Source organism: Streptomyces sp. MJM8645, assembly GCF_001625365.1.
GTDB lineage: Bacteria > Actinomycetota > Actinomycetes > Streptomycetales > Streptomycetaceae > Kitasatospora.
Genome location: NZ_LJJF01000001.1, coordinates 3,997,627 through 4,010,683, shown reverse-complemented (window position 1 = coordinate 4,010,683; position 13,057 = coordinate 3,997,627). Strand labels below are relative to the sequence as shown.

Genomic DNA, 13,057 nt, shown 5'->3' with positions numbered 1-13,057 from the left:
CTGGCGTCGATCATCAGCCCGGCCGGCGAGCTCCGCCCGGACGGTCTGCGCGGCCCCGGCGGCCGCCCCGCGGTGGACGTCCGGACGCTGACCCGGGTGCTGTTCGAACGGCTCGCGGAGCTGCCCCCGGGCACCCCCGAGCGGGAGCGGGTCCGGGCCGCCCTGATCGAGGTGAACATCCCCCTGGTCCGCTACGCGGCCACCCGCTTCCGCAGCCGCAGCGAACCGATGGAGGACGTCGTCCAGGTCGGCACCATCGGCCTGATCAACGCGATCGACCGGTTCGACCCCACCCGCGGCGTCCAGTTCCCCACCTACGCACTGCCCACCATCCTCGGCGAGATCAAGCGCTACTTCCGGGACAACGTCCGCACCATGCACGTCCCGCGCCGGCTCCAGGAGCTGTGGGTCCAGGTCAGCGGCGCGATGGAGGAGCTGACGGTGCTGCACGGCCGGGCCCCCAAGGTGCCGGAGATCGCCGCCAGCCTGCGGATCCCCGAGGAGGACGTCCGGGCCTGCCTGGACGCCGGGCGGGCCTACAACGCGGCCTCGCTGGAGGCGGCGCAGGAGCACGAGGGCGGACTCGCCCTGCTGGACCGGCTCGGCTACGAGGACTCCGCGCTGGCCGAGGTCGAGCACCGGGACATGGTCCGCCACCTGCTGGTCCAGCTGCCCGAGCGGGAGCGGCGGATCGTGATGCTGCGGTTCTTCGCCAACCTGACCCAGTCGCAGATCAGCACCGAGCTGGGGATGTCCCAGATGCACGTCTCGCGGCTGCTCTCCCGCATCCTGACGAGGCTTCGGACCGGCAACTCCTGGGAAGACTGAGATTGCAGCGCGTTACCCTCGCGTGACATCTTGCGACGTTCGGGTTTGCCGTGCACCGTGTTCCGGTATGGAGGGGGAGGGCCCCCGCCGGGAACCTCCGTGCGACGGCCCCCGTTCAACTGTCAGTCACAAGGGGGTGGGCGCATGTCCGGAGAGCTGGGCACTGCGGAGATCCACGCTGGTCAGGCCAACGGTACGGCTGTCGCCGAGGACCGGATCCCGCTCCAGCGGGTCCCGGCCGCCGCGCCGCCCGGGCCCGAGGCGCCGCCCGGCTCCGGGCTGGACACCCGGACGCTGTCGCGCTCGCTGTTCCTGCGGCTGGCCGCCCTGGAACCGGGCAGCGCGGAGCACACGTACGTCCGCGACACCCTGATCGAGCTCAACCTGCCGCTGGTCCGGTACGCCTCGGCGCGCTTCCGCAGCCGCAACGAGCCGATGGAGGACATCGTCCAGGTCGGCACCATCGGCCTGATCAAGGCGATCGACCGGTTCGACCCCGAGCGCGGGGTGGAGTTCCCCACCTTCGCGATGCCCACCGTGGTGGGCGAGATCAAACGCTTCTTCCGGGACACCAGCTGGTCGGTCCGGGTGCCCCGGCGGCTCCAGGAGCTGCGGCTGGCGCTCACCAAGGCCGGTGACGACCTGTCCCAGCGGCTGGACCGCTCCCCCACCGTCGCCGAACTGGCCACCTGCCTGGGGGTCAGCGAGGAGGACGTGGTCGAGGGCCTCGCGGTGGGCAACGCCTACACCGCCAGCTCGCTCGACTCCAGCCCCAGCGAGGAGGACGGCGACGGACCGCTGGCCGAGCGGCTCGGCTACGAGGACCTCGCGTTGGAAGGCGTCGAGTACCGGGAGTCGCTGAAGCCGCTGCTGGCCAAGCTGCCGCCGCGCGAGCGCCGGATCATCATGCTGCGGTTCTTCGGCAACCTCACCCAGTCGCAGATCGGCGACGAGATCGGCATCTCCCAGATGCACGTCTCCCGGCTGCTCACCAGGACGCTGACCCAGCTTCGTGAGGGCCTGATCAGCGAGGGCTGATCCTGCCCCGGGAGGCCACCCGTCGCCGTCCCGGCAGGCTGCGCGTCAGCCTGCCGGGACGGCGTCGTCCATCGCCCGGCCGACCACTGCGGCGGCGAGTTCGACGGCGAGTTCGGCGGCGCGTTCGGCGGCGCGCAGGTAGTCGGCGAGGACGGGTCCGCGGTCGGCGCCGACGGCGTGCGCGCGGGGGCCGAAGTCGTCGGCAACGACATGGTTCAGGCCATCACCGCACAGGGCCACAGCGTACCGCGGCGTCCGTCCGCCCGGCCGTCCAATAGCCGCCGAGATCACGGGCGTTGGCCTTACCGAGGCAGCCCGGGACTGCGCCCGACCAGCGCCGTTCGACCGGCTCCGGCGCCGCTTTCCGCCCGGCCCCGATTGCACCGGACTCGGTCCGCCGATCGGCCGCGCGTGCACCTCCATTGCATATTCGGACTGTCACATGGCACAGCGGTGCCCGATATTGCATGAACCTGCCCAAGGCGTCGGCAAGATGTGCAAGAGTGTCATGCGCGACGACGACAGTGTAGGTGTCCGGTGGTCCGCCCAAGCCGCACGGGCGGTAACCAGGTGTAGCTCTCAGCTTCCGCTTTTTCATTCTCAATTCATTATTTGCATGGCCGGTCCGGTTCCGGTCACAATCGGCGCCTTCATGGCTTCGCCATGAACGTTGGTAACAGGTTCGCTGCACTCTCGCCCAATTGGTCCCTCGCAGAGGCCCCCCTCGACCAGGATGGGCGCCGGGCAGCCTGCTGCCCGCGAACAGCTACAGGGCAGGCGAGCGCTGAGCAGCGAGGCGCCTACCCAAGGGGAGGATCACCATGGGTCGAGCGACCCGAAGAGTTGCCGCGTGCGCGGCGGCAGTTCTGCTGGCCAGCGGCCTGCAGACCACCCTGGCCCACGGCGACACGCCGCCCAGGATCGACCTCACCATCCTGGTCATCGACGACGGAGGCCCGTCGGTCGCGGCGATCACCGCCGAACTCAAGAACCAGGGCACCCCGTACAAGGTCGTCAACCTCAACGACACCAACCGTCCCATCATCAACTCCGCTTTCCTCAGCGACACGGTGAACGGCCAGCCCCGCGGGAAGTACCAGGGCATCGTCCTTCCCAACGAAAACCCCTTCCCCAACAGTGCGGCCGAGATGACGGCCATCGCGGGCTACGAAGCTGCATTCGGAATCCGGCAGATCGACGCGTACACGTTCGCCAGTCCTGCGGTGGGGCTGAACTACGCGGTGAATCCCGGTTACTACGGCACGCTGGACGGATTCCAGGGCGCCACCACCACGGCCGGCACTTCGGGCCCGTTCGGGTACCTCAAGGGCAGCGTGCCGTTCGAGGACAACGATCCGACCGTCAGCGAGAGTTACGGCTACCTGGCCACGCCACTGGCCAACCTGCCGGCCGGTGCCTCGTTCGTCCCGCTGGTCGACGCCGCGATCCCGAGCACCACCTCGCGCGGTTCGCTGGTCGGCGAGTACACGCACGACGGCCGCAAGGAACTGGTCGTCACGTTCGTCTACAACCAGTACCAGCAGCAGTACCGCCTGCTGGCCCGCGGCATGGTCGACTGGATCACCCAGGGCGTCCACCTCGGCTACGACCGCAACTACTTCGCGGCCCACGTGGACGACGTCTTCCTGGCCGACGACCGCTGGGACACCGTGCTCAAGTGCACCCCCGGCGACGTCACCTGCCCGCCCGGCACCCCGGACACGGCCAACCCGATCCGGATGACGCCGGACGACGCCCAGCACCTCAAGCAGTGGCAGACCGCCAACAACTTCACCCTGGACATGGTGTTCAACGGTGGCGGCAGCGAGGACTGGAAGGCCGACCACCAGACCACGGTGGACCCCACGGTCAACCAGATGATCGCCGACCAGAACAGCTACCGCTGGGTCAACCACACCTACAGCCACCCGTACCTGGGCTGCGTCCAGGACGTCACCGTGGTGCCGTGGCGCTGCACCAAGGACTCCGCGGGCAAGACCGTCTGGACCGACCAGAACACCATCTCGGGCCAGATCAAGGACAACTTCGACTGGGCCGCCAAGAACGGCCTGAAGGTCGACCCGCAGGCCCTGGTCACCGGCGAGCACTCCGGTCTGCTGACCGCCCCGCAGGAGACCAGCGACAACCCGAACCTGGCGCCGGCGCTGGCCGCCAACGGCATCAAGTTCACCGGCAGCGACGCCTCCCGCGAGCCCGCCCAGCGGGCCGTCGGCTCGTCCACGCTGACCGTGCCGCGCTACCCGATGAACGTCTTCTACAACGCCGGCACGGCGAAGGAGGAGGCCGACGAGTACAACTGGATCTACACCAGCAAGGCCAACGGCGGCAGCGGCGTCTGTGAGAACAACGCCAACTCCACCTGCCTGACGCAGCCGCTGGACGCGAACACCGGCTTCCAGTCGTACATCGTGCCGCTGGAGGCCCGGATCGACCTCGGGCACGTACTGAGCAACGACCCGCGGCCGCACTTCATCCACCAGTCGAACCTGTCCGAGGACCGGATCCTCTACCCGGTGCTGGAGAAGATCCTCGGCACCTACCGGTCGCTGCACGCCGACAACACCCCGATCGTGAACCTCGGCGAGCGCGAGATCGGCCAGGAGTTCCAGCGCCGCGCAGCCTGGAACTCGGCCGTCTCGGCCGGCCAGGTCACCGGCTACCGGGTCGGCAACACCGTCACGGTCAACGCTCCGGCCGGTGTTCAGGTCCAGGCCACCATGCCGACCGGAACTTCTCAGAAGCTGGTCATCGGATCGACCGCCTTCGGTTCGTCCTACGCCAGTACGATCTCCGGTTGGGTGTCCCCGGGCACCCTGCAGAGCAGCGTCTCCCTGCAGCTCCCCTCGGCCGGCACCCCGGCCGCCCCGGCCGCCGTCGCCCCCGGCGTCGCGGCCAAGTCCGTCCCGGCCCCGGCCCCGGCGGACAAGAAGGTCGTCCCGCAGGGCGTCGCCACTCCCGTCCCGGTGGGCCCGAGCGACACCGGTCGTACCAGCGCCCCGACCCTGGTCCCCGGTAGCGGAACCCCGGTGCCCGGCAAGGACGTCGCCACCAACGGCAACGGCGGCACCGCCGCGGCCGCCAAGAGCGGTAAGGCCACCGGGGGGGCGGCCTCGCTCGGCACCAGTACCACCGGACGCTCCGGCAACCGGTAGCCCGCAGCACCCGATGGCAGGGCCGGGCCGGTCGCCCGGTCCGGCCCTGCCTCGGGTCCCGTTCCGGCCACCCAGACCGGACACCGAAGCAAGGAACAGGAGGGGGGACAGGAGATGCGCGTCACCCTGCTCACCGAGGGGACGTATCCGCACCAGCACGGCGGTGTGAGTGTCTGGTGCGACCAGCTCGTTCAAGGCATGCCGGACGTCGACTTCGACGTCATCGCCGTCACTGGTACCGGCCAGGAGCCGCTGGCCTGGGAGCTGCCCGCCAACGTGCGGTCGGTCACGACCGCACCGCTGTGGGGCCCGGCCTCCGAGGCCGGACCGCCCCGCGGCAAGGAGATGCGGCGCTTCCTCAACGCGTACGAGCGCTTCCTCCACTCCATCCTCGATCCGGTCTACACCACCCACTTCGGCACCGAGCTGTACGGCTTCGCCGACCTCGCCCGGCGTGGGCTGCTCAGCCCGGCGCTGCGCAGCGAGCGCGCCCTGCGCACCCTCCAGCACGTCTGGACCCGGGACTACCTGCCCACGGCCGTCTCCCGGCCCACCATGCACGACGCCCTGAACGCCACCGACCTGCTGGAGCACGCCCTGCGGCCGCTCTCGGTCGAACCGCCCACCGGCGGCGTCGCGCACGCCGCCAGCGGCGGGCTGGCCACCCTGCCCGGGCTGATCGCCGCCCAGCAGTACGGCGTACCGTTTCTGCTCACCGAGCACGGCATCTACCTGCGCGAGCGCTACCTCGGCTACCGCACCGGCCCGTACCGCTGGCCGGTCAAGGCGCTGCTGCTCGGCTTCTACCGGATGCTCGCCGAGGAGAGCTACCGGCAGGCCGCGCTGGTCACCCCCGGCAACCGGTACAACCGGCGCTGGGAGGAGCGCGGCGGCACGCCGTCCGCCCACATCCGCACCGTCTACAACGGCGTGGACCCGGCGGCCTTCCCGCCCGCCGGGCCCGAACCCGAGACGCCGACCCTCAGCTGGGCCGGCCGGGTCGACCCGATCAAGGACCTGGAGACGCTGATCCGGGCCTTCGCCATCGTCCACCGTGAGATCCCCGAGGCGCGGCTGCGGCTCTTCGGCGGAACTCCCAAGGGCGGCGAGGCCTACCGGGACGGCTGCATAGCCCTGGCCGCCGAACTCGGCATCGCCGACTCGGTGGCCTTCGAGGGCCGCGTCGCCGACATCACCGACGCGTACGCGGCGGGCAACGTGGTCATGCTCTCCAGCATCAGCGAGGGCTTCCCGTTCACCCTGATCGAGGCGATGTCCTGCGGCCGCGCGACCGTCTCGACCGACGTCGGCGGCGTCCGCGAAGCCGTCGGCGACACCGGACTCGTCGTCCCGCCCCGCGAACCCGAACCCATGGCGGCCGCCTCGATCGAGCTGCTGCGCGACGCCGAGCGGCGCGCCCGCCTGGGCGAACAGGCCCGGCTGCGGGTCATCGAACAGTTCACGCTCCGCCAGAACATCGACGGCTTCCGGGGCATCTACACCGAACTCCTCGGCACCGCCCGCTGGATGCCGGACGGCGTGGTGGCCGTCACCGACCAGACCCCCACCACCGACTGGGACCAGCAGCTCGCCGCCGCCCAGCCCCAGCACAGCGAGGTGGGCGCGTGAACGAGCGGAGCGAGAGAACCATCGACGGGTGCATGTACCGCGAAGCGGCCACCGAGCGCAGCGAGGTGGGAGCATGAGTGGCCCCCTGCGGCTCGTGGAGGACGAGGGCGGCTCCGAGCGGACGATGCAGCTGCGCACCCTGCCGCTCAAGCGCCGCCGCCCCACCCCGTCGGCCCAGCCCGAGCCCGAGGAGCAGCTCGACCTCTCCGCGGACCCACTGGACGAGCTCGCCGAGCGGCTGCACGACATCTGCGCCGATGCCGTCCACCCGTACGAGATCGCCGCGTTCCTGGAGTCCGACGGCCTCTCCGACGAGCAGGCCGCCCTGCTGTACGGCCGCCCCGACTCGTTCACCCTCGCCGAGGAGCTGTTCGAGAAGGTCGAGCGCCGCTACCCCGGCCCGAGCTCCGAGTTCGCCAACCCGTGGCGGGCCGACCCCTGGCGCTGCGTCGTGCGCGGCCTGGTGTTCGCCCTGCCCGGGCTCGGCTACCTGCTCGGCGCCAACCTGTTCGCGGCCACCCGGATGCGGTTCGGTCTGCCCTCCGGCATGCTCGCGCTGTCCGTCGCGACGCTGGTCAGCTGGGGCTTCAACCAGGCGCTGGCACACCGCTCGTACCGCTGGCTCGGCCGGCTGCGGCGCCGCGAGGCCGCGATCTGCCTGGCCCTCGGGGCGCCGCTGGGCGCGCTGGTGGCGTCCGCCGCGGCGTACGTGGTCGGCGGGCCGCTGGGCGCGCTCTTCTTCGCCGCCGGGCAGTCGCTGTACCTGGGCGCGGCCACCGTCCTGCTGGTGCTGGGGCGGGAGAAGTTCCTGCTGCTGGCGCTGGTTCCGGCCTCGGTGGGCGCGGGCGTGGTGCTGGCCGCGGACGTCCCGCAGGTCGTGCGGACGGTCGTGCTGCTCGTCTCGCTGGTGCTGGCGGTCGGCCTGGCCGCCCGGGAGCTGCTGTTCTGCATCCGGGGCGGCGAGAAGGAGTCCGTCGAGCTGAAACTGCCGATCCGCCAGGAGGTCCCGCACCTGCTGTTCGGCCTGGCCTGCGGCACCCTCACGCTGATCGCCGGTCTCGGCGAGACCATCCACCAGGCGGTGCAGACCGGTGCCGCGCACGGTGCGAAGGCCACCCCGACCGGACCGGCCATGATCGCGCTGACGCTCAGTCTCGGCCTCGCCGAGTGGCTGCTCTTCCGCTACCGGGCGATGGCCGTGGCCGCACTGCGCACCAGCCACACCAGCGGGCAGTTCACCCGCCGCACCGGCGGGATCCTGCTCGGCTGCCTGTTCATCTACCTCACCACCGTGGCCGCGCTGGACGCCGCCACGACCGTGCTGTGGCCCGGCGCCCCCGCGCTCGGCGTGCCGCAGCTCGGCGCGATGCTGCTCCTCGGCGGCTCGCTCTGGCTGGCGCTGCTGCTGAACGCCTTCGGGTTCAGCTGGAGCACCGCCCTCATCTGTCTGGCCGCCGCGGGTGCCGAGAGCGCCGGGCTGCTGACCGGTGCGGATCCGATCGTCCTGCAGCTGATCGGCTGCGGGGCGGCCGCCTTGCTCCTCACCGCCATCGCCGGGCCTGCGCTCGGCCGCACCACCCAGCACCGCTGAACACCGAACACCGAAATCACGCACGCCCAATTCGCGTGCACCGCTGGACCCGCTTCACCGAACACGCTCCACAACGCGCTTCACCCGAACACGCTTCACCCGAACGCGCTTCACCTCAACACGCTTCACGGCACAGCTGAACCACCACCGGCCGGTCGCCACCGGGAGTCCGGCCGTTCCCAAAATCGAGAGAGCGAATCACGCATGAGCAGCGTCGCGGTCACCGGAGCCGAGGGCTTCATCGGCTCCCACCTCGTCGAGTCCCTGGTCGCCGACGGGCACCAGGTCCGGGCGATGGTCCAGTACAACTCCTTCTCGTCCTTCGGCTGGCTGGAGACCCTGTCCAAGGAGGTGCTGGACTCGGTCGAGATCGTCCTCGGCGACGTCCGGGACCCGGGCTCGGTCAACGGCCTGGTCAAGGGCACCGAGGCGGTCTACCACCTGGCCGCCCTGATAGCGATCCCGTACTCCTACCTGGCCCCGCACTCGTACGTCGACACCAACGTCACCGGCACCCTGAACGTGCTGGAGGCGGTGCGCCACCAGGAGATCCCGCGCCTGGTGCACACCTCCACCAGCGAGACGTACGGCACCGCGCAGACCGTGCCGATCACCGAGGACCACCCGATCAACACCCAGTCCCCGTACGCCGCCTCCAAGGCCGGCGGGGACCGGCTGGCCGACAGCTACCACGCCAGCTTCGAGACCCCGGTCGTCACCCTGCGCCCGTTCAACACCTTCGGCCCGCGCCAGTCGATGCGTGCCGTCATCCCGACCGTGATCGCCCAGGTCGCCGCCGGCGAGACCGAGATCACCCTCGGCGACCTGCGCCCGACCCGCGACTTCATGTTCGTCAAGGACACCGCGCACGCGTTCCGCACGGTCGGCACCGCTCCCGCCGAGACCGTGGTCGGCAGGACCTTCAACGCCGGCACCGGTGGCGAGATCTCGGTCGGCGACCTGGTCTCCCTGGTCGGCAAGCTGATGGGCGTCGACCTCCTGGTGAAGGAGGACGAGCAGCGCATCCGCCCGGCCAACTCCGAGGTCATGCGCCTGGTCGCGGACGCCACCCGGCTGCGCGAGGCCACCGGCTGGGCCCCCCAGTTCACCCTGGAGCAGGGCCTGGAGCAGACCATCGAGTTCTTCCGCGACCCGGCCAACCTGGCCCGCTACAAGACCGACATCTACAACGTCTGACCGCCGTACCGATCAATGCCCGTCCTGGTAACCAAGGTTCGTGTCCTGCACATCCTTTCCGTGGGGGAAACACCATGCATGCAGTGATCCTGGCCGGCGGTAAGGGCGTCCGCCTCCGCCCGTACACCACCGCCCTTCCCAAGCCGCTCGTCCCGATCGGCGACCAGCACGCGATCCTGGAGATCGTGATGCGCCAGCTCGCCGCCGCGGGCTTCAAGACCGTCACCCTGGCCATCGGCCATCTCGGCCACATCATCCGCGCGTACGTCGGCAACGGCTCCCAGTGGGGGCTGCGGGTCGGCTACGCCGTCGAGGACAGCCCGCTCGGCACCATGGGCCCGCTGCTCACCATGCAGGACCGCCTGCCGGAGCACTTCCTGGTGATGAACGGCGACATCCTCACCGACCTGGACTTCGCCGGGGTGCTCAAGCACCACGAGGCGTCCGGGGCGCCGCTCACCATCGCCACCTACGCCCGTCAGGTGAAGATCGACTTCGGCGTGCTGACCGCCGAGTCCGGCAGCATCACCGGCTTCCAGGAGAAGCCGAGCATCGACTACCGCGTCTCGATGGGCGTGTACGGCGTGTCCCGTTCGGCACTCGCCAAGTACACCCCCGGCCTGCCGCTGGGCTTCGACGAGCTGGTGCTGGACCTGCTCGCCGCCAAGACCCCGCCCGCCGCCTACGACTTCGGCGGCTACTGGCTGGACATCGGCCGCCCGGACGACTACGACCGGGCGAACGCCGAGTTCTCGTCCATCCGACCGGTGCTGATGCCCTTCGAGTCGGCCGGCGCCGGCCAGGGCGTGGCGGAGCTGCCGATCCCGGCCGCCCGCACCGCCCCGGACGACACGGCCGAGGCTCCCACCACCGCGGGCGCCCAGAGTGACGGACGGGCCGCGTGAGAATCCTGCTCCTCGGCGGCGACGGCTTCCTCGGCCGTCACGCCACCGCCGTCCTGCGGTCACTGCCCGGTGCCACCGTGCTGACCGCGGGCCGGCGGCCCGCCCACGACCTCCGGCTGGACCTGGCCACCGCCCAGGCCGGCCCGCTCGGCGAGGAACTGGCCGCGCTGGCACCCGACGTGGTGGTCAACTTCGCCGGCGCGGTGGCCGGCAGCGCGGTCAAGCTCGCCGAGGTGAACGCGCGCGGCCCGGCCGTGCTCTGCGAGGCGCTGCAGCTCGGCGCCCCGAAGACCCGGCTGGTGCACATCGGTTCGGCCGGCGAGTACGGCGTCTGTCCGGCGGGCAGCTCGCTGTCCGAGGACTCCGACGCCCGCCCGGTCGGCGTGTACGGCGCGACCAAGCTGGCCGGCTCCCTCGCGGTGGCCGGCTCGGCGCTGGACGCCGTGGTCCTGCGGGTGTTCAACCCGGTCGGCCCGGGGGCACCGGCGGGCTCGCTGCCCGGCCGGCTGGCCGCCGAGCTGCTCCGGGTGGCGCCCGAGGGCGCCGACGGCGTGATCACGGTCGGCGACCTCTCCGCCTACCGCGACTTCGTCGACGCCCGGGACATCGCCCGCGCGGTCGGCCTGGCCGCCGCCGCGGACCGTCCGCTCCCCCGGGTGCTCAACCTCGCCTCCGGGCAGGCCCGGCAGGTCCGGGCGATCGCGGACGGGCTGGTCGCCGCGGCCGGCTTCGCCGGCCGGATCGACGAGAGCGGGGCGGGCTCCGAGCGCTCGGCCGCGGTCTCCTGGCAGCAGGCCGACGTGTCGGCCGCCGCCCGGGAGCTCGGCTGGCACCCGGAGACGGACCTCGCCGACACCCTGCGCGACCTGTGGCTCAGCACCGCCGAGCCCGCCTACCCACCGGTCGTCGCATGACCGGCGGGATCATCCCCGACGGCCGCCTGCTGGTGCCGCTGTACGTCCACCCCGCGGTGGACCCGGCGGCCTGGCAGGCGGTCGCCGCCGCCGACCCGGGCCGGATCGCCGCCGTCGTGCTCAACCTCGCCGACGGGCCGGGCGAGAACCCGGACAACGTCTTCGCCGAGGCCGCCGACCAACTCCGCGCGGCCGGAGTGCCGTTGGTCGGCTACACCGACACCGACTACGGCCGCCGACCGCACGCGGCGGTGGTCGCCGACATCCTGACCTACCGTCAACGCCACGACATCACCGGCGTATACCTCGACCAGGTGGCCACCCACCCGGGCGCCCTCGCGCACTACCGGCGGCTGGCCACGGCCGCGCGCGCGGCCGGCTGCGGCACCGTGGTCTTCGGCCACGGCGAGCACCCCGACCCGGGGTACGCCGAAGTCGGCCTGGCCGACCTGCTGGTCACCTTCGAGGGCGACTGGGACACGTACCGCGCGATGACGCTCCCGCTGTGGACCGGCCGCCACGCGGCCTCCCGCTTCTGCCACCTGGTGTACGACGTCCCGGCCGAACACGCCGAGGACGCCACCGCGCTGATCGCCGCCCGCCGGGCCGGCGTCGGCTGCGCCGTACCGGGCGCCGGGGAGAACCCCTGGCGCACCCTGCCCTACGGCCTGACCGCTGCTGAACTGACCTGACCTGATCCGGAGTTCGACTACCGTGAACCGCCGTACCCGGCTCCTGCCGGTCGCCATCACCATCGCCGCCGCCCTGCTGGCGACCTCGTGCAGCAGCTCAGGCTCGGACGACGACAACTCCTCGGCCGACGGCTCCCCGAGCAGCCCGCCCGCGGCCACCGCCCCGACCACCCCGGACGGCAGCACCGCCCCGGGCACCCCGTCGGACGCCGCCAGCACGCCCCCGGCCCCCGGCACGCCCAGCACCCCCGGCTCGCCCACCGCGCCCGGCGCCACCACGCCCCCGGGCGCCACCACCACCCCGGGCACCCCCAGCGCCCCCGGCGGAACTCCCGGCGGCACCACCCCCCCGCCGCCGCCGGCCGGCGCCCGCTGGCAGCCCACCCCGGGCCTCGCCTGGCAGTGGCAGCTCGGCGGCACCGTCGACCAGTCCGTGGACGTCCCGGTCTACGACATCGACGGCTTCGAGAACGACGCCTCGGTGGTGGCCGCGCTGCACGCCAAGGGCCGCAAGGTGATCTGCTACATCAACGCCGGCTCCTGGGAGAACTTCCGCCCCGACTCCGCCGCCTTCGCCAAGTCCTTGCAGGGCTCCGACACCGGCTGGAAGGGCGAGAAGTGGTTCGACATCCGCAAGCTCGACCAGCTCAAGCCGCTGATGGCGGCCCGCTTCGACATGTGCAAGAGCAAGGGCTTCGACGCCATCGAGCCGGACACCATCGAGGCCTACAACCAGAACAGCGGTTTCCCGCTCACCCCTGACGACCAGGTCAAGTACAACCGCATGCTGGCCCAGCTCGCCCACGAACGCGGCCTGGCCATCGGTCTGAAGAACGACCTCGACCAGATCCCGGCGCTGCTGCCGGACTTCGACTTCGCGGTCAACGAGGAGTGCTCGCAGTTCGACGAGTGCGACCGGGTCGCGCCGTTCGTCAAGGCGGGCAAGGCGGTGTTCCACGTCGAGTACAAGCTCGGCACGGACCAGTTCTGTGCCAAGGCCAAGTCGCTCGGCTTCAGTTCGATGCAGAAGAAGCTCGACCTGGACGCCTGGCGCAAGCCCTGCTGAGCGCTGGCGCACCGGTCCTCGGTG

10 protein-coding genes and 1 pseudogene are annotated in these 13,057 nt (G+C 71.5%); 10 read left to right on the top strand and 1 reads right to left on the bottom strand.

Translation table 11 applies throughout. The features are described 5' to 3' along the window. Positions 1 to 45: 45 nt before the first annotated feature. Positions 46 to 828 carry an RNA polymerase sigma factor SigF gene (locus A6F73_RS17255; protein WP_244293642.1) on the top strand — a complete coding sequence of 261 codons (783 nt, stop codon included), beginning with the start codon at positions 46 to 48 and terminating at the stop codon, positions 826 to 828. A gap of 144 nt (positions 829 to 972) precedes the next feature. After that, the gene (locus tag A6F73_RS17250) at positions 973 to 1,866 is read left to right on the top strand and encodes an RNA polymerase sigma factor SigF (protein WP_063348628.1); all 894 of its coding nucleotides are present in this window, start codon (positions 973 to 975) and stop codon (positions 1,864 to 1,866) included. Between the two features lie 45 nt (positions 1,867 to 1,911). Here the strand turns inward: A6F73_RS17250 and A6F73_RS17245 are convergent, their stop codons facing one another. Further along, on the bottom strand, positions 1,912 to 2,106 hold the full coding sequence (locus A6F73_RS17245; protein ID WP_063348627.1) for a hypothetical protein: 195 nt from the start codon (positions 2,104 to 2,106) through the stop codon (positions 1,912 to 1,914). 581 nt (positions 2,107 to 2,687) lie between these two features. Between A6F73_RS17245 and A6F73_RS17240 the strand changes: the two genes are divergently transcribed. From A6F73_RS17240 to A6F73_RS17205, 8 genes and pseudogenes are all read left to right on the top strand, one after another. Next, positions 2,688 to 5,039, top strand: a complete 2,352-nt coding sequence (locus A6F73_RS17240) for a hypothetical protein (RefSeq protein WP_063348626.1) — start codon at positions 2,688 to 2,690, stop codon at positions 5,037 to 5,039. Between the two features lie 114 nt (positions 5,040 to 5,153). After that, positions 5,154 to 6,668, top strand: a complete 1,515-nt coding sequence (pelF, locus tag A6F73_RS17235) for a GT4 family glycosyltransferase PelF (RefSeq protein ID WP_079135759.1) — start codon at positions 5,154 to 5,156, stop codon at positions 6,666 to 6,668. Between the two features lie 73 nt (positions 6,669 to 6,741). After that, positions 6,742 to 8,259, top strand: coding sequence for a hypothetical protein (locus A6F73_RS17230; RefSeq protein WP_063348625.1), 1,518 nt, complete (start codon positions 6,742 to 6,744; stop codon positions 8,257 to 8,259). Positions 8,260 to 8,463: 204 nt separating this feature from the next. Next, entirely contained in the window at positions 8,464 to 9,456 is a 993-nt protein-coding gene (locus tag A6F73_RS17225) for a GDP-mannose 4,6-dehydratase (RefSeq protein ID WP_063348624.1), read from the top strand. Positions 9,457 to 9,530: 74 nt separating this feature from the next. Then, a pseudogene (locus tag A6F73_RS17220) lies at positions 9,531 to 10,232 on the top strand (sugar phosphate nucleotidyltransferase); the annotation flags it as partial. 125 nt (positions 10,233 to 10,357) lie between these two features. Continuing rightward, the gene (locus A6F73_RS17215; protein ID WP_063348623.1) at positions 10,358 to 11,275 is read left to right on the top strand and encodes an NAD(P)-dependent oxidoreductase; all 918 of its coding nucleotides are present in this window, start codon (positions 10,358 to 10,360) and stop codon (positions 11,273 to 11,275) included. Continuing rightward, positions 11,272 to 11,967 carry a spherulation-specific family 4 protein gene (locus A6F73_RS17210; RefSeq protein ID WP_063348622.1) on the top strand — a complete coding sequence of 232 codons (696 nt, stop codon included), beginning with the start codon at positions 11,272 to 11,274 and terminating at the stop codon, positions 11,965 to 11,967. Before A6F73_RS17215 ends, A6F73_RS17210 begins: the two co-directional genes overlap by 4 nt. Before the next feature lie 22 nt (positions 11,968 to 11,989). Continuing rightward, a complete protein-coding gene (locus A6F73_RS17205) occupies positions 11,990 to 13,033 on the top strand; it encodes an endo alpha-1,4 polygalactosaminidase (protein ID WP_244293420.1) in 1,044 nt (347 codons plus the stop codon). The last annotated feature ends 24 nt before the right edge of the window (positions 13,034 to 13,057 follow it).